This is a genomic window from Acidimicrobiia bacterium (assembly GCA_040902765.1).
Taxonomy (GTDB): Bacteria; Actinomycetota; Acidimicrobiia; order Spongiisociales; family UBA11373; genus DATKBG01.
Genome location: JBBDWO010000007.1, coordinates 126,355 through 148,698 on the forward strand (window position 1 = coordinate 126,355; position 22,344 = coordinate 148,698).

Consider the following 22,344-nt stretch of genomic DNA (forward strand, 5'->3'; position numbering starts at 1 on the left):
GCGGCCACTCACACGGGCGCGGCGCAGCTCGCGATCGACGGGAATGTCCACCGTGGCTGAGGCTGAGATGTGGGATGTAATACTGATCGGGGGAGGCGAGCTCGGGTCCCCAATTGAACCGCATACGCGCACTATGTATCCACTCGAGGCCCTGCAGGTCGCCGCGACTCGCCGACTGAACGTGCTTGAGCGGAAATGTCGGGTCATACATCAGTTCCCCGCCAACCCCACTCCGAAGCCTCAGACAGAAGTCGACATCCCAAAAGTCGATTGGCAGATCTCGTCCATGCCCCCAGCCCTTGTCGAAGGCCTGTGAGCACTAGCGTACCGACCGCGGAGGCGCGGCCCCGCCCGGTGCCAGCACACCAGGTCGCGGCTTCGAGCTGGGGCCTGGCCTCGGCAATAAGTGAGGAGGGCTGTGTTGGGTCCCCAGATCATCAAGCTGCCGAAGGTTTCCGATCCCCGGGGCAACCTGACGTACATTCAGAGTGGCGGCCCCGTCCCCTTTGGCGTGCGTCGGGTTTACTACCTGTACGACGTGCCCGGCGGCGAGTCCCGCGGCGGTCACGCACACCTCAGCCTCGAGCAGTTCATCATCGCGGTGTCGGGCAGTTTCGACGTCGTGCTCGATCGAGGAGCCGGGAAGAAGATCTTCCCGCTCAGACGTGCCGACCAAGGGCTATACGTGCCACCGATGTACTGGCGGGAGCTTCAGAACTTCTCCTCGGGCGCGGTGTGCCTCGTTCTGGCATCTGAACCCTACGACGAGTCCGACTACTACCGCGACTACTCGAGCTATCTGGACGCTGTCGCTTCTCGCGAATCATGACCAATGATCTCTCCACAGTCCCATTCCTCGACGTGGGCGCTTCTTATCGAGAACTGAGGGGGGAAATCGATGCTGCGCTCCACCGCGTTTTGGAGAGCGGATGGTTCATCCTCGGACCTGAGGTGGATGCCTTCGAGGATGAGTACGCCGAGTTCGTCGGCGCACGACACTGCGTAGGTGTTGCGAGTGGTCTTGACGCTCTTCGTCTGGCACTGAGTGCCCTCGATGTCGGCCCCGGCGACGAGGTCATCGTGCCTGCCAACACATACATCGCCACATGGTACGCGGTCACCCTTGTGGGCGCAGTGGTGGTCCCGGTGGAACCGGACGATCGAACGTACAACCTGGCGCCGGATGGCATCGAGGCTGCCATCACAGAGCGGACGAAGGTCGTGATACCGGTCCACCTGTACGGGCAACCTGCCGACCTCACGCCGATTCGGGCAATCGCTCGAAGTCACCGGCTGCGGATCATCGAGGACGCCGCCCAAGCTCACGGGGCATCGTACGAAGGGCAAAGAGTCGGCGCAGGCTCTGACATCGTTGCCTGGAGCTTTTATCCGGGAAAGAACCTCGGTGCTTTCGGTGACGGGGGAGCCGTGACGACCGATGATCCTGAGGTGGCCGACCGCGTCGGACGGCTGCGCAACTACGGATCATCCGCGAAGTACGTGAACGAGGAAGTCGGCCTCAACAGCAGACTCGACCCGATGCAGGCTGCCGTATTGCGTGTCAAGCTTCAACACCTCGACGCCTGGAATGATCGGAGAGAGGTCGTGGCGAACCGGTACCTCGCCGAGCTGCCGGAGAGCGTGCTGCGTCTCCCACACACTCACGAACAAGCTCGATCTGTCTGGCATCTGTTCGTGGTCCGCACACCTGAGCGCGCAGCTCTCAAGCGTCATCTCGAGGCTGGCGGCGTGCAGACCGGGATCCACTATCCGATCCCGCCACACCTCCAGCGGGCTTACGAGAGCCTCGGTTTCGGACCAGGATCGTTTCCCATCACAGAAGCCATCCATGCGCAAGCGCTGAGCCTCCCCATGGGGCCGCATCTCTCCGCCGACGACCAGACGCGCGTCGTCCAAGCCATCGCTGAGTGGAAGCACTGAGCCATTGAATTCGATACTGAGGACGACCGCCATCCGGGACGACCGCAATCTCGGCCTCTACGCGAGGCCCAATGCCCACCCCCGCCAGGTGCCCGCGCCCAGCCCCCGCGGCGAGAAACGACAGGCTGAGAATCGCGATGAGGAGCACCGGAACTTGCCAGCGACCCTCTATGGAGAGCCAGCGCCGACGCGGTGTTGTGAAGTCTTAGACGGGCTGTGCTCTCGTGTGCTCACCCAAATGCTCCTCTCCATACGACAAGAGCATGCCGAACCGAGGTCCGCCACCTACCACTCCTGCATACCTGCCCGATGTGCCTACCCGTCGAGCGCGGCCTCGGCCGCCTCTCTCACCAACTCTGGATCCACAGAGAAGGGCGCATGCAGGTAGTCACGCCGATGGGAGAAGTCGGTAGGTTTGTGCGGGCTTCGGCCGGTGACGTATGTGAACCGGTGGCCGGAGAACGCTGCGAGCGTCGCGTGCATGCAGAAGTCGTGCAACTGATCCGAGACGAGCGCAATTGTATGGCCTGCGGGATGAGCGAAGAGTAGATTGGCGAACGCCGCACCGCCGACACCGACGATCACACGTGCCTGATTGAACAGGCTGACCTGCTCGAGCATTGACAATGAAGCCGGGTCGACGGACACGAACCCAGCACCGGCCAATGCCTCGAAGACGGCATCCGAGTTGAGCAGCCCGCGGGCCGACGAATTCCGTTCGAGGAACACGTAGGGGGGCCAATCTCCTGGGGTTGCCCGATCGAGCAGCGCGCCTCGGATCCCACCGAGTAGGTCGACCGAGTATCGGCAGCCCTCGATCCAGGGAATCCGCGTCGTGTCGGGGGCATAGGTGTGCATCGATGGAATGTGCAACCGATCCACGGTGACACGCTGGTCTCGACGGATCGTGATGACGGGGCGACCCAGAGCCACCACGCCCAACGCCTCCCGTGACGCACTTCCGAGCGTGTCGGTGACGATCACAGGAACGCCCCCGAGCTCGGGAATACGTTCCACCAGGCCGAGCCGAGGGAGGTACTCCACGAGGAAGTGAAAGTGGTTGAAGTCCGCCCTGCCGCTGAGCAGGATCCCCTCTTCGATGGTCAGAACATCCTGGTAGCGCGCAAAGAGCAGTGCCTCGTCGGCCCGATGCTCGACTCCCGCAAGATGGTCCTGGTTCCCGGCTACGAACCCGAGAGATGGGCGAGCGGACTCGTCGTAGAGGACCAGGGACTCACCCTGGATCACCGTGGAACCACGCACGATCGTCGCCTTCTCAAGGTGCGACACGCCGAGCGGCGGCACTATGAGCGTGCGACACTGAGTACCCGCCGGCCGGGTACGCCACACTTCCGGCAGAGCGACTTCGACCGTGGTCCCAGACAATACGGGAGTGCTTGACAGGCTCGTGGATTCTCTCACTCCAAGTACTCCTTCAACAGATTTGCCGGGCTCGGGCGACCACCGGCGGCGAAGGCACTTCGCAGCCTTCTCGTCAGCTCCTAGGCCAAAGTACGCCAGCGCTAGATCGAGTTGTGGTGACGTTCTGAGAGAATCTGTCAGCCGAACCAGAGCAGCAGCAAAGTCCACCTCTCCACACGCCAGAGCAGCCTCGAGAGTGAGCCAATCGTCACTCTCGACCGCACTACGGACGAGGCCCGCACGCGACGGCCGGCTCTCGCGAACGAACTTCGGTGTGACGACGACGTAGTCGACGTAGCCGCGGGGGAGCCCGGCGATCGCACCCATTGTCGGGTCGGCGCGGTCGACTCCGCGTTCGCCCAAGGTCGACTGAGCTTCGACAGTGAGCGGGAGCGGGGCGAGTTCCCCGTCCGCGAGTCGAGCAACCACGACGAATTCGTCGAGGATGGCCGGGTCGGGCACACGAGCTGTGAGTCTGTAACCGCAGTGCGCTAGGCGAGGATCCGAGAAGTGGGCGGCGACATCGGGGCGATGGACTCGCGGGCGACGGGTCAACACGGGCACGCCCCCGATGCTGAGGCTCACGTCTGCGGCAGCAACTCCATCCGACACGTTGGCGGCCCAGCCCTCGATGCGGAGGCGCCAATGCCGCACCTTTGAGGTGACCTCAGATGTGCCACGCCAGGCCTTGAGGTAAGCCACGAGCAGACGGGACGCTCCCTCGAGGGCTTCGCGATCATCGGTGGATCGCCACTGTCGGACTAGGCGCGCAATCGCCCTCTCCGCGACGCGCGGGAAGACGACCCATCGCCCGGGAGGGTGCTCGAGGGCCCACTGGATCATCCGAGGGATGACTCCGAAGGCTCCACGACGATGGAACATCACCTATTGCCGTCGGGACACGACGCCGAGAACCCCTTCGCCTTGCCGTTCGGGCGTCTCTGGAGGCATCAGCGGCGACAGCCCGAACACGGTCTCGATGCTTTCGCGTATGGCCACTACACCCATCCGGTTCGACTTGGCTTCGACCGGGTCGGATACCTTTCCCGCGGCAGAAATGCTCCCACCCGGCCCGCATACGCACATCTAGTTCGGTCCTCTCTCCCTGGTATCCCGCACGATCCTTGCGGGGTTCCCGACAACGACCGAGAAGGCGGGGACGTCTGTCGTCACCACCGCACCGGCACCGACGATGGACTCTTCTCCCACCACCAAACCAGCGAGAATGGTCGCGTTGGATCCGATCGAAACACCACGCTCGACGGTGGTGCCCTCCATGATCCAATCTCCTTTGCCCTTTGGGGTTCCGTCTGCGTTCGTGGCCCTAGGAAGTCTGTCGTTGATGAACATGACTCCGTGACCGACGAAGACCTCATCCTCGATCACGACACCCTCGCAGATGAATGAGTGCGATTGGATCCTGCAGCGGCGACCGATGACCGCGCCGGCCTGGATCTCCACGAAGGGGCCGATCATCGACTCATCACCGATCGAGCAGCCGAAGAGGTTTACGAGGTCCGGTTGAGGGATTCGTACACCGACGCCGAACTTCACATCGGAGGTGATCGCCACGTCTGGCTCCCGGGGTGTCGCCAAGGACTCACTGCCGTATCGATGGTAATGGGAGCGCGCCGCGGTCGGGTGGCACCGAATGCAGGGGGACTGCTGTCAAACACCCTCCCGCAAGCCCTGCCGCCCAACCGAAGCGGCGAATGAGCCTCATGTCGAGTCTCGGGCGGGAGTGGCCTCGGGTCGATGCAGGCAGATGTGTCGGTCTCGCCGCGGCGGCGAGACCGGTCCCAGTCACGCCACAAGGTCCTCGATCGGGGATCAGGCATATCAAGGTCACGCGGCCAACCCCGAAAACCCGCCCGCAAAGTGAATCGCCCTGGTTTTCTTGGAGGCTCCCGAGTTTGGAAGGATGGGAGCTATGTCAGAGTCGTATCAGGCGCCGACTCCGACGCCGGCAGCCAGTTCACCTCCATCCGTTGGGGGGAACGACTCGTCGAGCTGGGGGCTGTCCCGTCGATCGGGTCGGTCGGAGACAGCTTCGATGACGCCCTCGCCGAGTCCCAGTTCAGCCTCATCAAGCATGAAGATTCGCACGAAGGCGGAGCATCCCCTGCAAAAGGGACTCACGGTCGACCAGACGCGTGAGGTCACCTCGGCCGACGATGTCATAGACGTCCTGGATTCTCATACCAAACTCCGCGAGCCGTGCCGCCCCATCCTTACCATTGCAAATATCGAGCAGTCGCTCGCAGCCAATCTGATATACCAACGGATCAGGATGGCCTAGGTAGAGCAATGTTATGTCGAGCGTTCGGTCGAAGTGGCCTTCCCGACCTAGTCGCTGTAGCTCTTCGCGAAAGGCTGTCTCGACAACACTGTCGGTGACATCATCGAAGAAGTGCCGGTACACCCACACTCGTTCTGCGTGCATTCTCCGATCGTGGCCCTGGCTGGACAGGCTATTCGACTCCTTGCGGTAACGAATGACCCTCTCGTCGGAGACCGCTACACGGCGACCTCCCGCCCACCGCACCCACAGGTCGAAGTCCTGAAGCTGCAGAAGGCCGGGCTGGAACCCACCGAGCTCTAGGAACGTCTCCCGGAGAAAGGTCGCTGTCGGAGCACACAGAAAGTTCCCGACCTGGAACAACTGACGAAGCAAGTGCCCGGTTCCGACCCGCGCCTGCACGAAGAACTCGGGACAAAGGTCGTCCGACCGAGGCTCACCCTGCTCATCCATGACCAGCGGGAGCCCCATCACGAGCTCTACATCACTACTTTCGAGCGATGCCAGCTGCCGGGCGAGACGATCAGGAAGTGCCTGGTCGTCTCCCGCCAAAACAGCGACCACATCAGTGCCGATCGAGCCCACTCCGGCGTTGAGTGCGCCGCTGGGACCTAGGCGATCAGTCTCGAAGAGTTCGACGCCCTGGTCCGAGAAGCCTCGGACGATGTCCTGACTCCCGTCCCCACTCCCGTCGTCGACAACAACTATCCGATCAGGCTGGCGTGTCTGGCTCAGCACCGACTCGATACAACCGACCAGGTAGCGTGCCCGGTTGTACGAAGAGAGGACGAAACCCGCGGTCGTCATGTAGTGGACGCGGCTTCGATGAAGTCCGATGCCATGGTGACATCGAGCAGGTGGGATTCAGCATGGCTGTCTGACTCGATCGGGGCCAGGGCCAAACGGTCGACGACGAGACCCGTTCCTTCGGCCCTGCCCAACACATCGTCGTGGTTGTGCGCCATGCTGACGAGGCGGCAGCCAGGAGGAGCCAGGAGGACAGTGTGGGGCAGGCCTTCGGCCACCAGGACGGTCGCCGCATCTTCTAGGGCTGAACGCACAACCTGCGCGCCCCACTCGATGTCGACAGCAACGCCCCCCGCCCTGATCACCGCACGACGCAGCAGTGATCTTGACTCCGCATCGAACGGATCGCGCCGGTGCGAGACGAGGACGATCCGCCGATCACGTGGGACGTGATGACGCCAGAGGGCGTTACGGAACTCCGCGAGCGCGCCGGGCGCAGCCCGGGCAATCGTGGTGCGACGCAGTAACTGAAACTCACCGTCGTGAACGCTCGCAATCCGGACCCAGCCGATGACGTCACGAAGCACCTCGAGTATGAATTCCGGGGGCATCAGCGGCAACACGAGAGTCGCGTCCGACCGGCGCGCGCGATACTCCCAGATGGAAGGAATCGCTTCGAGCAACCAGTCGGCCTCCCCGGCCTCGAACGGCAGTTCAGGGACCAGGGTGCCGTCCAGCGGTCTCTGCGAACGATTCACCATCCCGGAAGCAAGAACCCGATCCGGCCTGACAACGGCCGACAACTCGCCGCGCGCGATGTTCGTAGGCATCTCCGGCGGCACTGCACCGAACACAGTCTTCTCGCCCACCACTACGCCAGGCAACCCTCCCACTACCAGGCCTTCTTCAACGGCCTGGTCGCGGCGGTCCACAGGGAAACCGTACGCAACGGCCCTTGGCGCCCACGGGAATCCCCGGTGATCCGAGTGCACATAGGTGAGCGCGAGCAACGCGCCGAGGGGATCCCCGCTGAGCAGCAAGTCAGTTGCAAGCTCAGGAAGTCCCCGTGCGGACGGAGAGACTCCCAACCTTGCTCCGACGGTCAACCAATGAACGAGAGGCGTTAGGGGACTCTCCCTCGCGTCTTCGCAATTCGCCAGATACCAACGACTCGAGAAGTGCGGTGTCGGATCAACAACACCCCCCGTCCGAAGGTAGTGCCTGAGGGGAAGTTCTCCGATAGCGCCCCCACCCGCCTGGAGGACGCTCGTAAGGTAGTGCCGCGGGTCGAACAGGGGATGATGACGGCGAAGCTCGCGGCCTCCGGTGGTCACATAGTGAGTCAGCGGGTCGACACCCGACTCTGCCACGTCGGGCGCATGCATCTGGTAGTAGTCGACACTGAACAACGGATGCGGATCGAATCCTGATCGCCAACCGTCGGCCAAGTACCCGCCCAAGGGGTCTGCAACAGGTCCAGCGCGCTCCTGGTAAAAGGCCGGGTCGAACAACGGGTGTGGTGAGAGACCGAAGGCGGCACCCTGATCGACGTAGTGCGCCAAGGCTTCTTCTCGATCGAGACCCGGAACCTGCCCGACGTAGAAGTCGATGTCGAAGAGGGGATGTGGGTCGACCCCACGCCCCACATCGTGCTTGATGAAGTGCTCTAAGCGGTCATGGGCGCTCATACTCTCTAGACGCGGATCGTCGGCTCCGTAGAAGCCCTCGAACACCCAATCCGGAGTGGACCCGGTCACGTGCCAGGATCCAATGGCTGCCGGAGGCGAACCCCGGAGTCGCCACACGAGTATGCCGCGGGCATCTTGATGGTCCCAAGAAGGCCGCTCGTCCTCATCTCCCTCGCAAAGCGTCGCCGAATCCGAGACACCCTGGTCACGTGATTACCTCCTGGCGCTGGAGCGATGGACCGCGTTGAGTAGTCCAACGGGAGCACCCAACGGCTGTGGCCCAGATGTTAGGGCACGACGCGCGGGCGACACGGCACACCCCGGGGTCCGGCACGGTCGCGCGGAGATCAACGGGACGCTTCGCAGATATCGTCATCCGAAGACCAGCCGATCACGGTGGATCACCACTCCACTCCCGATAAGCCTCCGCGACCTCCAATGGGTCGCTGATCAATTGCGGGTCGCCCGTGGTCGATCCACAGAACACGATCGGCGAGTGCGACTACTTGATCAAGGTTGTGAGACACCAACACCACCGAGAGACGCGTCTCCAGGAGTGAGTCGATTCGGTCCTTCGACCTGGATTGGAACCCCTCGTCGCCGACAGGCAGCACCTCACCGACCCTCGCGCCCGTGGACCACGCCGACACGGGGAACCCCATCCATCCGAGCATTCGCCCGCGCCTTTCCGATCCGATGAGCGAGGGGGGTGCGCACGTTCGCACCCGACGAGCCATGCACTCGGTGCCGAGCGAGGGCATCGGGCACGAGCCCAAACTTGCCGCCGTGCGCCACGATCTGTGACCAGAAGTCCCAATCCTCGCAGTAGATGAAGGCCAGCTCGGGGTCGAACCGGATTCCGAGGTCCCGAACCTTCATGTCGACCAGGGCGCAGGTCGACACGATCGGGTTTTCACGCCGACCCACCCTCTCATCGAACGGCGGCTTCGCCTCGACCCCCTCATAATCGCCGAAGAATTCGGTCCACGTCGCTACCGCCCACAGATCCGGCGCCGCCCGCAGCGCGGTCGCCGTCTTCTCGATGAAGTCGTGAGCTAGGACATCGTCCGCGTCAACGAGCACGAACGAGTCCCCCCGCATGGCGTCGAGCATGGTGTTGCGAGCCACGCAGACGCCGCGGTTGTGCTGGCGCAGGACGCGGATCAGTCCAGGGTGCAACGCCTCCCATCGCTCGAGGCCTGCATCGACCTCAGCCGACAGTGACCCATCGTCGATGAGGAGCACCTCCTCCGCCGGCTGCGTCTGAGCCACGATGGACTCCAGGCACTCGTCGAGGAACCTGACATCCCTGAAGATCGGGACACCGACTGAAACGCGCCGAGCCCTTCCATCCTCGACACCCAGTGGCGCCAGACTCAGCGCCTGGTCGACTCCCGGTCGCGGAGGTCGCGCCGCGGGCTCCCCAATCCGCTCGCCGGACACGATGCCGACCAACTCCTCTTCCGAAGACCACGTCGGCGACTCCGGCCAGTACGAGGCCACCGTCGAACCCTTGTACACGACGACCGGAACCCCGCGGTCCCTGAGTCGTCCGACGCTCGGGGCCGGGAGGCGAAACGGATCGCCCAGCACAACCAAGTCCGGATCAGTCAGCGGTCGCCTACCCGCGTCGACCCTGGTCTCGAACATGTCGAACAGGTGCCCGTTGACCTGTCGGGTCGTATCGGCCCAGATGCGATCTTGGGCGCTCTCCGGCGATACGACCAGTCTGACGTCGGGGACGGAGCCGAGAAGAACGCGCATGATCCTCGCAGTCTGGGCGCGTCGCGACTGATCTTCGGGTAACCAGATCGAGCGCACACTCCGGTGCCCGGGGACGTCCCTCAGCGGTGGCTCAGCGATGTCCACGACCGTCACATCCGCACGAACCCCGGCGGCTTGCAGCAACTCTGCGGCGGCTTTCGACGGGGTAACGACCCATTCGGCGAACCGATACAGAACTATCTCCCAGTCAATCATCGACTCGTCCGCCGGCTCGCCGTCGAGGGTGCCTCCAGTCCACAGACGCTCAAGGGTGCTCGACTCCCCGGCCACCACGACCACGTGTCGGCGTTCCTGCGGAGGACGCATCGCCTGCTCGAGCGCGTAGAGACCTGCAACACCGTCGCGGTCGTCGGCGATGATCAGGTCCCCCGGAGCCGTTCTGGCATCGAGGCTTCTCGCCACCTGCCATCCATCGCGGGCGGCGTCCGGCGTGGCCACGAACTCCCACGGCTCAGCAGCCCGAGCCCGTATCCGCTTGGCGGAGAGACGGATCTCGCTCGCTCCGCTGCCGAAGATGCCGAGCAGCGGAGATCGGCCGAATCGGTGAGTCTGGCCCATGGGTGTGCCTTCCGTGCAGATCTCGGGCGTCGCCTCGGCGGCGGCGTAGTCTACGCGGGTTGGCCTCGAGGACTCCCAAGATCCTAGAAGGAGCCTCACCATCACCGCGGCACCCGTCAACCGTGTGTCTACATTTGTGGCGCAACCGAGGGGGAGGGCGCGCACCGGGAGGAGGATAGCCTCGCGACCCAGAAGGGGCCCAAGGCATCGAGGTGGGTACGATCCTCACCGGTCTGCGTCGACAAGGAGGGGTTAATGCCGCGGGCGCTCATCACAGGGATCACCGGGCAAGATGGGGTCCAGACCCCAGGTTCGCTCAACCGGCCCTTCAAGAGAGACCGTGGCTCGTGAGGTCGGCGAGGGTCTGGGTTCCGGTACTCCTGGCCACATTGCTCACCCTGTCGTTCTTGGCGTCCGCAATCGGGGACGGTTTCCTCGCCGGCATACCCCTCACAGCGTCTACCGACCAGGTCATCGACCGGATCTGTCCGGGTCCGGATGCCTGCTATTACCTGACAGCCGGAGTCGAATTGCTCGACACCGGGAGGATCTCTCCGGCGAACTACTGGATTCTGAACCTGTGGCCGCCCGGTGTGGCTGTTCTCTCGGCGCTCTACGTTGCCGTGGCTCGTTTGGGTATCTGGCTTCCGCTCGCGGCCGGCATGATCAACATCGCGGTGTGGACACTTGTCTTGTCAGCGTGGTACCGATTTCTCCGGCCGAGGGTTGGCCCTGTGGTCTCGCTTGGGGCGGTCCTCCTTGTTGCTGTCGGGCAACCGATGCGCGAGTGGTATTTGGGTGTGGGCCTGTTCTATGTCGAGTCGATCTCTGTCGCGCTGCTCTTGTCCGCGGTGCTTCAAGCGATCCGCGCGTCGTCGGCCCCCACTAGGCGATCGGCGATCGTCCGTGGGTCGGCCTCGGGTGCTCTCTTTGCTGCGGCTGCCTATCTCAGGGCTCCGTATGAGACCGCCGCTTTGGTGCTTACGGCAGCCACCGTTGTGGTGTTTGGTTTTAGGATCGTACAAGCAGTGCGGCTGCGAAGTCGTGGTCAACTGCGCAGGGCACTTCGATCGTCCCTCGTGCTCATTAGTGTCGTCGTTGCATTCCACGCATTCACGATGCCGTGGCGCGTTATAGCCGCGACTGAGGTGCGGCCCGGGAATATCGTGTGGAGCACCGCAGGCTCAGACTTCTGGCCACAACATTGGATTCCGAGCAGTTACCTGGAGGAGAAGGGCCACTACTTCCTTCTCTATGGTCTGATGAACGTTCCATGTCGGCTCGAACCAGCGAAGTGTCTCGATATCTTTATGATCGAGGTCCAGGCGGCACAGCCATACTCGCCTCACGACGGCGAGGGTCTCGAGATGTCTGAGTTCCGCACCGCGTCGCTTCAAGCTCTGTTACACAACCCGGTTGACTGGGTCGCGCTCAAGAGCTTCGGATTCACGCGCTTTTGGTTCGCGTCGGGTCCCGGGTTCGAACTCATCGAAAACGGTCTGTTGCTTACACTCCTGGGGTTAGTCATCTTCTGGCGGCCCAAAGCTCTGGGTGAGGCGGGGTGGCTGATCTTCTTCAGCTTGGCGATCGCCATTGTCGGTTCGTCGTTCTTGGTCCACTTCGAAACCAGATACCTGTATCCATTAAAGTCAATTGCTCCAGTCGTAGGCGCACTACGGATGCCCTGGATTCTGAGCCGATTCCGGCCACATACCGAGCCGATCGACTGAGGGCTATCGGATTGAGTCGGGCGACGCGAAATACTCTGAATACCAGAGGCACGCGGCATCCAGGCCATCGGCGAGTTCAAACTCGGGACTCCAGTTCAGGACGCGACGTGCCTTGCTTGCATCGAGGTACTGATCCTGGAGTTCGGCGCTTGCCCCACCTGCGACCAGGGGTTCGACGTTTTCACCGAACGCCTCGCAGATGGCCCCATACATGCTGCGCACGCTGAGCGGGGTTTCGGTGCTGAAGTTGAATGCCTCTCCTGCGAGATCATGGTTGGCCGTGATCGCTGCGGCTGTCGAGAGGTAGCCGTTGACCACATCGGCGACGTAGATGTAGTCGCGTAGCGGTGTTCCATCTGATCGTAGGACCGGGGACTCCCCAGCAATCAGCGACTTGAAGGTACCGGGTACCAGCCGGCTCCAGTTGCGGTCACCCTCGCCGTAGACATTGCCGCACCTTGTGATTGCAATTGGGGCCCTATAGGTCCGAGCGTACGACTGGGCGATGAGATCCGTACAAGCTTTCGAGGTCTCATATGGCGCACCCGCCTGGACGGGCAGCGATTCGAGATAGGGGAGATGCGCTGTCTCACCGTAGGCTTTGTCGCTGGATGCGACGACGACTGCTGCGGCTGGCGTGATCAGGCGGCATGCATCGAGGAGGTTCCAGGTTCCGAGAACATTCGTACGGTATGTGCTGACGGGATCTCGGAGTGCCGGCCCTACCAGGGTCTGAGCTCCCAGATGGAAGACGATATCGGGCATGAAACCGCCGAGCGCGCGCCTTACGTCGTCGTCGTTCTCGAGGATTCCGGAGTAGACAGTGCACGAGCGGTCGATGCCGGTGCGATAGAACTCAGAGTTGGGATCGATATCTGGAACCAATGCAGCGACCTCGCTACCCAGTGACAACAACTCGCGCGTGAGGTGGTGACCGATCAACCCGGTCGCACCGGTTACCAGGACGCGTTGGGATCCCCACTTCATGGACTTACGCGTATCAGTCACTCCACACCTTCCATGGAGCATCCTCCGAGTCCCAGAGCTCATTGAGTAAAGTTGCCTCTCGATAGGTGTCCATAGGTTGCCAAAAACCGTCGTGGGCAAAGGCTGTTAGCTCGCCATCCGCGGCGAGGCGCTCGAGGGGCTTTCTCTCAAGTACGGAGTCGGGTTCGAGATAGTCGAATACCCTGTGCTCGAAGACGAAGAAGCCGACGTTGATCCAATCGTCCAGCAGCGGCTTCTCCCTGAATCCTGTGACCCGTCGTGTCTTCTCGTCGACCGTCACCAATCCGAACCGGGACGGGGGCCGCACGATTGTGAGAGTCGCGGCTGTACGTTGCTCCTCATGGTGTGCCAAGAGAGCAGCAATATCGACGTTCGCGATGCCATCACCGTATACAACGATGGATCGCCTGTACTTCTCGGCATGGTTGCGCACCCGATGGATTCGTCCACCCGTGGGGGTGAGGTGACCGGTGTCGACAACTGTCACGTCCCAATCGACCTCGGTGTGGTTCCCGTGAAAGTCCACCGTGTGTTGCTGCCCCAAGTGGATGGTGAAGTCGTTGTTACGCGCTTCGTAGTTGAGGAAGTAGTCCTTGATCACCTCCGCCTTGTATCCGACGCAGACTATGAAGTCAGTGATTCCATGATGCGCCAGGCCCTTCATAATGTGCCACATGGCTGGGTGCCCGCCGATGTCCACCATTGGCTTCGGCCGAAATTCGGTTTCCTCGCGCAGCCTCGTCCCGAGACCACCGGCGAGGACTATTGCCACGGTTCTCGCATCCAGGTCCTCGGTCACTGATACTCCTCTGCGGATGGCTTGTTTCGTGCCGTGCTTGAGGCGATCGCGCTGGTGATTCTGCGGTGGATCGCGGTGGAATCCAAGCCATGGGCTCTGCGGAGATAATCTTGTGAGCCGATCGCCTTGAGGCGTGTGTCTTCAAAACCCAGCCGCAGGACGCGCATACACCGATCAGCGTCGGAAAGGCTCTCCAGCACTGCGCTGCCGAGACCCCCCACCCTGGAGTGTTCCTCGACCGTGACGATGAGTTCCGCCGCGGGCAGGGCTTCGTCCCACCACTCGGGGGCCACCGGCAGACTGTGAACGCTCCAGACTGTGCTCAACACACCTTGCTCAGCGAGCGCATCAGCAGCGGTCAGGCACTCAGCTGCGATTGGGCCTGATGCCAGGAGGGCAACTTTGCCCCCAGATCCGCCAATCTCACGCGGCCAGCCAAAGCGAATCATCGAGTGCGGCCGATCGCGGCCAAGGATAGGCTCACCGGACTTCCCGAGCCGCAGATACGAAGGGCGGGGATCCGAAATGAGCATCGCCAACAGCGAGGCGGTCTCGGTTGGATCGCATGGGATCACGGTGCGCAGGCCCGGCAGACAGCGCATGATCCCGATATCCTCCACCGCGAAGTGCGTGTAACCGAGGGCCCCGTATGAGACGCCTCCCCCAACGGCGACGATCGTCACGGGGAGATCGTGGTAGCAAACGTCGTTGCGCACCTGTTCCAGGCACCGCAGGGTCGGGAAGTTGGCGATCGAATAGACAAACGGGAGGTAGCCGGAATCTGCCAGGCCGGCGGCGATGCCCATCATCGACTGCTCCGACACGCCCGCGTTGACAAAGCGATCGGGGAATCGTTGCGCGAAAGGCTCGACGACTCCAAACCCTAAGTCTCCGATGACCAGGAAGATTCGGTCGTCGGCTGCGGCCGCATCGGTCAGTGACTCAATGAACGTCGTTCTCATAGATTCTCGGCGCACACGACGCGGTCCCATGCATCAGCCGGGGTGAGGCGCTCTCCGGTGACCTGCTCAATGGCATCGGCGAGGGGATCACCGGATAACGATCGATAGTGCCACACGACCTGGTCTTCCATGAACGTGACACCTTTGCCCTTGGTGGTTTCGGCGACGATGCAGGTCGGAGCAGTCGTTCTTCCTGCCCGTCGGATCGCCGAAGCGATCTGACTGTGGTCATGGCCATCGATTCGAGAGGTCGACCAGCCGAACGCCTTCCACTTATCTTCGAGGGGTTCGAGCGCAATTGTGTCTTCGGTCGATCCAAGTGATTGGATCCCGTTCCTGTCGATCAGGACGATGACACTCGACAACTGATGGTGGGAAGCGAACAGTGCCGCTTCCCATACCGAGCCCTCGTCCAACTCCCCGTCCGACAGGACGCAGAAGGCTCGTCGATCGCTGCCTTGCCTCTTCGCAGCGAGGGCGGTTCCGACCGCAAACGGCAGGCCGTGGCCCAGGGAACCGGTGGAGAAGTCGACTCCTGGGACCCCACTGCGCGTGACATGACCAGCCAACATCGACCCATCTTTGCAGTACTCCCGCAGTCGCTTGGTCTCGAAGTACCCGGAGATCCCCAGACAGGCAAGGACGGCAGCCGATGCATGTCCTTTGGAGACGACGACCCGATCGCGATCCGGCCAATCGGGACGTGTTGGATCGATCCTCGCTCCGCCTGAGTAGAGCACGGCGAGGATGTCGGCAACGGACATGCTGGATCCCACATGTGCCGCTTGCGCCTCTGCAGTCATCAGCACGATCGCCGTTCTCATGGCTCGCGCCAATTCCTTGGATGACCCTCGTGAGCGAGTCGGCATCGATCTAGCCGGGACTGCCGAGGCTGGCGCGGAGAGCAGTTGCTACCCTCTCCAGATCTGGCCGTCTCAGCCTGACGCCACTGGGTAGGTTGACCGATCTCGCGGCCACTTGCTGGGCGGTCTGGCGTCTGCCCGGCCCGCCGTCATCCCCCGACCAGATCGTGAACGAGCTGATCTGGGGGAAGACGGGCCGCGTGTCTACGCCGTTCTGCCGCATGCGATCGGTGACCACTGCTCGTTGCTCGGTGTCTTCCACAGGCAGAGTCACGCTGGTCATCCAGTGAATGCTGCGGTCAGAATCCATCGGCTCCTGGAACCTCAACCCATCGACATCTGCCAGGAGATCTCGGTAGTAGCGAGCAATCCTTGTCTTGGCGTCGATCTGCTGCTCCGACCTCTCGAGTTGTGCCAACCCCAACGCGGCTGTCGCATTGGGCATCTTGTATTTGACACCGAGCTGTTCAATCCAGAACGTGCCCGGTGTACGCCCGTGGTCCCAAATCTGGCGAGCGGTTGCGTAGAGATCTGCGTCGTTGGTGACTAGCATCCCGCCCTCGCCGGTGACGAGCATCTTGGCTCCCTGGAAGCTGAACGCCCCGAATTCGCCGATTCCGCCAACCGGCGAGCCTTTGTGCAACGCGCCGATCGCCGGTGCCGCGTCCTCGATGATGGCAAGATCATGGCGTCGGGCGACGGCCTGCAGCGCCGTCATGTCGGCCGGAACGCCATAGAGGTGCACGGGTATCATTGCCCTTGTGCGTGGCGTCACTGCCTCCTCGGCCTGTTGTGGATCTAGCGTCCATGTACGGGCGTCTATATCGACGAAGACCGGCGTCGCTCCGACGTACTCAACGGCCGATGCCGTCGCAACCCATGTGACATCCGGAACTAGGACCTCATCGCCCGGCCCCACCCCGAGGGCGAGCAGCGCCAGGTGGAGTGCGCCTGTGCAGCTCGATGTTGCGAGCGCGAACTCCACGCCTACGTAGTCGGCGAACTCCCGTTCGAATCGCGCCAGGTAGTCCGAGTGGTTGGCATTCCACCCGTAGCGGACTGCATCTGAGGTGTACGTCGTCTCTCGGTGGCCGATGGAGGGACCAGCGGTGAGCACCATCTCACCAGCTGTCGGTTGATCGTCCAAGTGCTTTCCCATCGTGATAAATTCATCGGAGACTTGTTCATCGGACGCTGCAGCGACCAGACTCACTCGGCCGTCTCCTTCGTCGCGCCTCGTCAACGGCGTGCGCTCCCACTCTTCGTAGCCGATCTTCTCATAGAACGCCACCGCCTTGGAGTTAGAGGCGAGAACCCTTAGTACGACTCTGAGAGCCCCGAGTTGTTCGTAGGCCCAGTTCTCGAGGGCAAGCGTTGCGGAGGACATCGCCCCCTTGACACCCGGCCTGCCCCTCAGGACGTTGTCCAATTCCACGGTGCAGTCCAAGTCTTCACGCAGCACGAGACCAATGTGGCCGAGTCGTGACGAGGCCGAGTCGGTGATCAAGAACAGGAGACGGTCGGCATTCGCCAGCACGGCCTTCCTGAGCCACGATTCAGTTCCCTCGGCGGTCACTTCGAATCGGGTCGGATACGCATACTGATGGGCGGCACGCCACTGCCCGAATTCCGCCACGAGGTCCCCGGATACGGTGCCTTCGGAAACCGGCAACAGCCGCAGTCCCAACCCCTCGACGACGACTTCGGCGGGAGTGCGGTGGCTGATCTTCATCCATTCGAATTCGCGACGGGCGTACTCGATGAAGTGGTACGGACGAAGTGCGCTGGTTTCCTTGCCGGTACGCTTGCCTTTGAGGGCCATTACGGGGTGCCTCGATCTCGCGGTTGGGGTGTGCCGTAAGGGTAGTGGGAGAGCGGAGCGGTCGCGATTGGATCCGGCGCTGCACGAACCTGGATCAGATGATCGATCCCGTATCCCGGCTAAGTTGGTCGCGGCGTCGGCGAGGGATCCGAAGTGGCACTGATTACCGTCGTGATTCCGATCTACAACGAGGTAGGGACGCTCTCGGAGCTACTGCGCCGTCTGAACCTGGTGAGGGAGGGTCTGAGCGACCACGAGTTGGAGCTCGTGTTCGTCGACAATGCCTCGGACGACGGATCTGGCGAAGAGATCGCGCGCCTGGCCGCCTCCGACCCCTCGATCCGGTACGTGCGATTCAGCCGCAACTTCGGACCATCTGTCGAGGCATCTATGACGGCGGGATTCAGAGTTGCTCGTGGGGATGCGGTAGTCGTGCTCTACAGCGACCTTCAGGATCCACCCGAACTCATCCCTGCGATGGTCGAAGCGTGGGAGCAGGGAGCCGACGTCGCGTATGGCCGCCAGCGAAGGCGCCAAGGGGAGTCGCGCACTCGCCGGACCGCGATCCGTGTGTTCTACCGACTCATGACGCGAACGTCGGATTCACCGATGCATACGGACTCGGGAGATTTCAGGCTGGTGTCCCGGCGGGTCTGTATGGCGCTCCTGGCAATGCCGGAACGTGTGCGCTACACCCGCGGATTGATTTCATGGCTGGGGTTTCGCCAGGTCCCCATCGAATACGACCGCCAACCTCGCACGGCGGGGCGGAGCAAGGCAAATTTCGCCGCGATTTCTCGGACTGCTCTCAACGCGATCACTTCCTTTTCTCTACGTCCCCTGCAACTACTCACAGCGGCCGGATTCGCTATCGCAGCTGCGGCGTCCGTGGGGGCCCTGGCATACTTCGTATTGTTCATCATCGGTCGCACTCTTCCCGGCGTGACAACGCTGGCGCTGCTGTTGTTGTTCTCCATTGGAGTCAACATGGCCGCGGTTGGATTGATTGGAGAGTATGTAGGGCGGATCTACATGGAGGTCAAGGCTCGGCCGCTCTACGTGATCGACGAGGAGTCAAGTCACTACCGAGTTGAATCGGATACCGGCTTGGGCTTCTCTTTCGACCACCTAGGAGATGAACCGCCCGGGGGATTCGAAGAACTCCCGGATTGAATGTGCGGCATAGTCCAGCATCTCGGTCGTGAGGCCAGGAAAGACCCCGATCCAGAACGTCTGCCGCATTACATAGTCAGTGTTCTTGAGACTTCCGACCACCCGAAACTCGACGTCTTCATAGGCCGGCTGCCGGAGGAGATTCCCACCGAAGACGAGTCGCGTCGCAATCTGCCGACTCTCCAGGAATACAAGCAGATCTCGGCGTTCGAATCCCACGCCGGGGTCGACCGACATGGGAAACCCGAACCAGTTCGGTTCGGAGTTCGGTGTTGGGTCGACCAGGTGCAGCCCGGGGATGTCCTCGAGGTTCCTTCGCAGGACTGCCCAGTTCGATTTTCGCCGCTTGATGAACGAGTCGAGCTTGTCGAGCTGGGTGCAGCCGATGGCTGCCTGCATGTCTGTCGCTTTCAGGTTGTAGCCGATGTCGGAGTAGATGTACTTGTGGTCGTAGCCATAGGGGAGGTCTCCGAGTTGCCAATCGAATCTCTTCTTGCACGTGTTGGCCTTGCCCGGTTCGCAATAGCAGTCTCGCCCCCAGTCGCGAAAGGACTCGACGAGCTTCTTGAGTCGCGGCTTGTTCGTGACCACAGCTCCACCCTCGCCTGTTGTGATGTGGTGGGCGGGGTAGAAGCTGAATGTCGCAAGATCGCCGAAGGTGCCGACGTTCTTGCCGCGAAACGTTGCTCCGAGGGCATCGCAGGCATCTTCGATCACCCAGAGGTCGTTCTGCACTGCGAGTTCGGTTACGACGTCGAGATCGAACGGATTCCCGAGCGTGTGCGCCATCATGATCAGTTTCGTCTCTGGACCGACAGCTTCGCGCAGGAGGTCCGGATCCGCGTTCAATGTCGACGGGTCGACGTCGACCACAACGGGCCGAACACCGTGGAGAATCGCAGGGTTGATCGTTGTCGGGAACCCAAGGGCCACAGTCAATACCTCGTCGCCGGGATGAAGGCGTTTCTCCGGGAGCCTCCTGCTGGTCAGTGCAGAGAAGGCGGCGAGGTTGGCCGAAGATCCGCTGTTGACCAAGAGGGCGTGGCGAGTACCGACTCGACTCGCGAGTTTCCTTTCGAAGCTTTTCGCAAATGGGCCTGCGGTCAGCCAGCCGTCGAGGCTCGACTCGACGAGCGCCACGATGTCGTCGGCGTCGAGGACTTTGCCAGAGACAGGGATCGGGGTTTGGCCTGGGATGAAGGGTGTTTGCGCGAACGACTTGCTCGCATGCTCGCGCACGGCGGCGAGGATGGATTCTCGACTCATATTCGCGGCTTGCTGATTGAGGATGGAAGGGTATCGTACTGCTGCCCGCGCTTTCACCCGACGTGGACCGGCGTTGGCGGCAATCTCCAGTCAGGGGCGCTGACCTCCCAGATGCGATCGACGTCGGTGCCGTTCGACGCCGACCAGGCGGTGATGTCCGACGACGTGACAACGTCACCACGTCAACAAGCTGTATTCGCCGGTACCACTTTCGCCTCGGTCCGTTCTAGGGAGGCGGCGGGGCAGCGAGGTGGGTACGATCCTCGCCGGTATGCGTCGATGAGGAGGGTGAATGCCGCGGGCGCTCATCACCGGTATCACAGGACAGGACGGTTCGTACCTCGCCGAGTATCTGCTCGGCCTGGGCTACGAGGTGCATGGGACTATTCGCACCACCACGCACGACCTCGAGGACACCCGTATCGGCCACCTGGTGACCACCGACCCCCCGCAGGTTGAGGTGCACATCACGGACCTCGGCGACTCGCACTCGCTGATGCGACTCATCGACGACACTCGGCCCGCCGAGGTGTACAACCTGGCCGCTCAGTCGCACGTTCGCGCCTCCTTCGATCAACCGGTGCACACCGGGGACGTCACCGGTCTGGGAGCGGTGCGCTTGCTCGAAGCGATCCGCCACGCCGATCCGTCCATCCGGTTCTACCAGGCATCGAGCAGCGAGATGTTCGGCGCCGCTCCGCCCCCGCAGAACGAGGAGACGCCGTTTCACCCTCGCAGCCCGTACGCCGTCGCCAAGGTGTACGCCTATTGGGCCACGATCAATCATCGTGAGTCATACGGTATCCACGCGTCCAACGGGATCCTGTTCAACCACGAGAGTCCCCGGCGCGGGAAGGCGTTCGTCACCCGCAAGATCACGGCAGCGATCCCCCGACTGATGAAGGGGGAGCAGAAGAAGCTGTTGCTCGGCAACCTGGATGCCAAGCGAGATTGGGGTCATGCCCGCGACTACGTCCGTGCCATGCATCTGATGCTGCAGCATGATGAGCCACTCGATCTGGTCATCGGCACGGGTGAAGCGCACTCGGTGCGGGAGTTCCTGGACGCTGCCTTTGCCGTGGTCGACCTCGACTGGACCGATTTCGTGGAGATCGATCCCCGCTTCTACCGGCCCGCCGAGGCGGACTTCCTCCAGGCGGATCCCCTGAGGGCGAAGACGGTTCTGGGATGGTCACCCGAAGTGACCTTCGAGGAGCTGGTTCGCGAGATGGTGCTCGCCGACCTCGCCGCCCATGGCCTCGATGCCTGAGGGGCTCGCCGCCGGAGCCCGCGTCGTCGTCACCGGGGGTCACGGATTCATCGGTCGGTATGTGGTCGCCGCCCTGGCCGCCGACGGATTCAGCACGGTGGCGGTGGCCCACCCGAAGGGTGATCCGGTGGATGTCCCCCACGAGTCGGCGGTCGTCGATCTCACCGATGCCCCTGCGGTCGATGCTCTCTTGGAGGGTGCCGAGGCGGTGGTGCATTTGGCGGCCCGGGCGGGCGGCGTGCAGTTCCAGGCCGAGCGTGCCGCGGAGGTGTTCCGCTCGAACCGGGAGATCACCGACACGGTCGTGTCAGGTGCCCGAAGGGCGGGTGTATCGCGCGTCTTCCTGGCGTCGTCGACGGTCGTGTACCGGTCCGCCCCAGAGCCCCTCACCGAGGATCACCCGCTCCTCAGCCTTGGAGACAATCCTTCGCCGTATGCGTGGTCAAAGATCACCGATGAGGTCGTCGCCTCATGGGTGGATGACGTCGAGGTGGTGGTCGGGCGGTTCGGCAACGTCTACGGACCCGGCGCGCCGTTTGACGCACAGCGATCCACGGTGGTGCACGCGTTGATCGATCGCGCCGCCCGGCTGGAGGCGGGTGAGCCGCTGACCGTGTGGGGCGACGGGTCGGCGGTGCGGTCGTTCGTGTTCGTCGAGGACGTGGCTCGGGCGGTGAGCCTGATCCTCACCGCTGGTGCCGCTGGCACCGCCTACAACGTGGACAGTGGTGAGGCGGTCGCCATTCGGGATCTGGCGGCAGCGGTGGTGGCAGCCGTTGCGCCTGAAGCCAGGATCGTCTTCGATGCCGCCAAACCGTCCGGCCCGTCGTCTCGAGTGGCCTCGATCGACCGACTCCAGGACCTCGGCTTCCAGCCGCGGACGAGTCTGTCCGATGGCGTCGCCCGCACGGTGTCGGCGTATCGGAGCGGGGGCTGATCCCGACGGATCAGGTGGGGGTGGCGCGACCGATCGAGGCGTACGACTGCTATCGAGCGGAGGTCTCGATCACA

At 62.6% G+C, this 22,344-nt stretch carries 18 protein-coding genes; 6 read left to right on the forward strand and 12 right to left on the reverse strand.

The features are described from left to right. Nucleotides 1-421: 421 nt before the first annotated feature. The gene (locus tag WEA29_02870) at nucleotides 422-829 is read left to right on the forward strand and encodes an FdtA/QdtA family cupin domain-containing protein (protein MEX2322701.1); all 408 of its coding nucleotides are present in this window, start codon (nucleotides 422-424) and stop codon (nucleotides 827-829) included. Then, entirely contained in the window at nucleotides 826-1,941 is a 1,116-nt protein-coding gene (locus WEA29_02875; protein MEX2322702.1) for a DegT/DnrJ/EryC1/StrS family aminotransferase, read from the forward strand. Before WEA29_02870 ends, WEA29_02875 begins: the two co-directional genes overlap by 4 nt. 315 nt (nucleotides 1,942-2,256) lie before the next feature. Here the strand turns inward: WEA29_02875 and WEA29_02880 are convergent, their stop codons facing one another. The 6 genes from WEA29_02880 to WEA29_02905 form a co-directional block, all read right to left on the reverse strand. Continuing rightward, a complete protein-coding gene (locus WEA29_02880) occupies nucleotides 2,257-4,065 on the reverse strand; it encodes a glycosyltransferase family 61 protein (GenBank protein MEX2322703.1) in 1,809 nt (602 codons plus the stop codon). 384 nt (nucleotides 4,066-4,449) lie between these two features. Continuing rightward, on the reverse strand, nucleotides 4,450-4,935 hold the full coding sequence (locus WEA29_02885) for an acyltransferase (protein ID MEX2322704.1): 486 nt from the start codon (nucleotides 4,933-4,935) through the stop codon (nucleotides 4,450-4,452). A gap of 372 nt (nucleotides 4,936-5,307) precedes the next feature. Next, nucleotides 5,308-5,457, reverse strand: coding sequence for a hypothetical protein (locus WEA29_02890; protein MEX2322705.1), 150 nt, complete (start codon nucleotides 5,455-5,457; stop codon nucleotides 5,308-5,310). Beyond that, complete coding sequence (locus WEA29_02895) at nucleotides 5,450-6,469, reverse strand: glycosyltransferase family A protein (protein MEX2322706.1); 1,020 nt, start codon at nucleotides 6,467-6,469, stop codon at nucleotides 5,450-5,452. The genes WEA29_02890 and WEA29_02895 overlap by 8 nt, the downstream gene beginning before the upstream one ends. Beyond that, the gene (locus WEA29_02900) at nucleotides 6,466-7,341 is read right to left on the reverse strand and encodes a hypothetical protein (GenBank protein ID MEX2322707.1); all 876 of its coding nucleotides are present in this window, start codon (nucleotides 7,339-7,341) and stop codon (nucleotides 6,466-6,468) included. Before WEA29_02900 ends, WEA29_02895 begins: the two co-directional genes overlap by 4 nt. A 1,371-nt stretch (nucleotides 7,342-8,712) precedes the next feature. Further along, nucleotides 8,713-10,440 carry a glycosyltransferase family A protein gene (locus WEA29_02905; GenBank protein ID MEX2322708.1) on the reverse strand — a complete coding sequence of 576 codons (1,728 nt, stop codon included), beginning with the start codon at nucleotides 10,438-10,440 and terminating at the stop codon, nucleotides 8,713-8,715. 407 nt (nucleotides 10,441-10,847) lie between these two features. Here WEA29_02905 and WEA29_02910 point away from each other — a divergent pair, with 407 nt between their 5' ends. Beyond that, nucleotides 10,848-12,170, forward strand: a complete 1,323-nt coding sequence (locus tag WEA29_02910) for a hypothetical protein (GenBank protein MEX2322709.1) — start codon at nucleotides 10,848-10,850, stop codon at nucleotides 12,168-12,170. Nucleotides 12,171-12,173: 3 nt separating this feature from the next. Here the strand turns inward: WEA29_02910 and WEA29_02915 are convergent, their stop codons facing one another. The 5 genes from WEA29_02915 to WEA29_02935 are packed head-to-tail and all read right to left on the reverse strand — an operon-like array spanning nucleotide 12,174 to nucleotide 17,624. Further along, nucleotides 12,174-13,157, reverse strand: a complete 984-nt coding sequence (locus WEA29_02915) for an NAD-dependent epimerase/dehydratase family protein (protein ID MEX2322710.1) — start codon at nucleotides 13,155-13,157, stop codon at nucleotides 12,174-12,176. 13 nt (nucleotides 13,158-13,170) lie between these two features. Beyond that, nucleotides 13,171-13,977 carry a glucose-1-phosphate cytidylyltransferase gene (rfbF, locus tag WEA29_02920; protein MEX2322711.1) on the reverse strand — a complete coding sequence of 269 codons (807 nt, stop codon included), beginning with the start codon at nucleotides 13,975-13,977 and terminating at the stop codon, nucleotides 13,171-13,173. After that, nucleotides 13,974-14,939 carry a transketolase C-terminal domain-containing protein gene (locus WEA29_02925; protein MEX2322712.1) on the reverse strand — a complete coding sequence of 322 codons (966 nt, stop codon included), beginning with the start codon at nucleotides 14,937-14,939 and terminating at the stop codon, nucleotides 13,974-13,976. Before WEA29_02925 ends, rfbF begins: the two co-directional genes overlap by 4 nt. Next, on the reverse strand, nucleotides 14,936-15,808 hold the full coding sequence (locus tag WEA29_02930; GenBank protein ID MEX2322713.1) for a transketolase: 873 nt from the start codon (nucleotides 15,806-15,808) through the stop codon (nucleotides 14,936-14,938). Before WEA29_02930 ends, WEA29_02925 begins: the two co-directional genes overlap by 4 nt. A gap of 4 nt (nucleotides 15,809-15,812) precedes the next feature. After that, nucleotides 15,813-17,624, reverse strand: coding sequence for a bifunctional GNAT family N-acetyltransferase/PLP-dependent aspartate aminotransferase family protein (locus WEA29_02935; GenBank protein MEX2322714.1), 1,812 nt, complete (start codon nucleotides 17,622-17,624; stop codon nucleotides 15,813-15,815). 153 nt (nucleotides 17,625-17,777) lie between these two features. Between WEA29_02935 and WEA29_02940 the strand changes: the two genes are divergently transcribed. After that, nucleotides 17,778-18,797, forward strand: a complete 1,020-nt coding sequence (locus WEA29_02940) for a glycosyltransferase family 2 protein (GenBank protein MEX2322715.1) — start codon at nucleotides 17,778-17,780, stop codon at nucleotides 18,795-18,797. On the opposite strand, the gene rfbH is transcribed toward WEA29_02940, so the two are convergent. Beyond that, nucleotides 18,753-20,063, reverse strand: coding sequence for a lipopolysaccharide biosynthesis protein RfbH (gene rfbH, locus WEA29_02945; protein ID MEX2322716.1), 1,311 nt, complete (start codon nucleotides 20,061-20,063; stop codon nucleotides 18,753-18,755). The two genes, WEA29_02940 and rfbH, sit on opposite strands and share 45 nt — an antisense overlap. A 292-nt stretch (nucleotides 20,064-20,355) precedes the next feature. Between rfbH and gmd the strand changes: the two genes are divergently transcribed. Both gmd and WEA29_02955 read left to right on the forward strand, forming a co-directional pair. Then, the gene (gene gmd, locus WEA29_02950; protein ID MEX2322717.1) at nucleotides 20,356-21,333 is read left to right on the forward strand and encodes a GDP-mannose 4,6-dehydratase; all 978 of its coding nucleotides are present in this window, start codon (nucleotides 20,356-20,358) and stop codon (nucleotides 21,331-21,333) included. Further along, a complete protein-coding gene (locus tag WEA29_02955; protein ID MEX2322718.1) occupies nucleotides 21,326-22,270 on the forward strand; it encodes an NAD-dependent epimerase/dehydratase family protein in 945 nt (314 codons plus the stop codon). Before gmd ends, WEA29_02955 begins: the two co-directional genes overlap by 8 nt. The last annotated feature ends 74 nt before the right edge of the window (nucleotides 22,271-22,344 follow it).

What these genes read in the sequence shown, in the direction of transcription:
- WEA29_02930 (MEX2322713.1), bottom strand. Translation starts at nt 15,808, where the DNA reads ATGCCGACTCGCTCACGAGGGTCATCCAAGGAATTGGCGCGAGCCATG.
- rfbH (MEX2322716.1), bottom strand. Translation starts at nt 20,063, where the DNA reads ATGAGTCGAGAATCCATCCTCGCCGCCGTGCGCGAGCATGCGAGCAAG.
- WEA29_02905 (MEX2322708.1), bottom strand. Translation starts at nt 10,440, where the DNA reads ATGGGCCAGACTCACCGATTCGGCCGATCTCCGCTGCTCGGCATCTTC.
- WEA29_02955 (MEX2322718.1), top strand. Translation starts at nt 21,326, where the DNA reads ATGCCTGAGGGGCTCGCCGCCGGAGCCCGCGTCGTCGTCACCGGGGGT.
- WEA29_02915 (MEX2322710.1), bottom strand. Translation starts at nt 13,157, where the DNA reads ATGAAGTGGGGATCCCAACGCGTCCTGGTAACCGGTGCGACCGGGTTG.
- WEA29_02935 (MEX2322714.1), bottom strand. Translation starts at nt 17,624, where the DNA reads ATGGCCCTCAAAGGCAAGCGTACCGGCAAGGAAACCAGCGCACTTCGT.
- WEA29_02895 (MEX2322706.1), bottom strand. Translation starts at nt 6,469, where the DNA reads ATGACGACCGCGGGTTTCGTCCTCTCTTCGTACAACCGGGCACGCTAC.
- gmd (MEX2322717.1), top strand. Translation starts at nt 20,356, where the DNA reads ATGCCGCGGGCGCTCATCACCGGTATCACAGGACAGGACGGTTCGTAC.
- WEA29_02875 (MEX2322702.1), top strand. Translation starts at nt 826, where the DNA reads ATGACCAATGATCTCTCCACAGTCCCATTCCTCGACGTGGGCGCTTCT.
- WEA29_02890 (MEX2322705.1), bottom strand. Translation starts at nt 5,457, where the DNA reads ATGCTTGATGAGGCTGAACTGGGACTCGGCGAGGGCGTCATCGAAGCT.
- WEA29_02925 (MEX2322712.1), bottom strand. Translation starts at nt 14,939, where the DNA reads ATGAGAACGACGTTCATTGAGTCACTGACCGATGCGGCCGCAGCCGAC.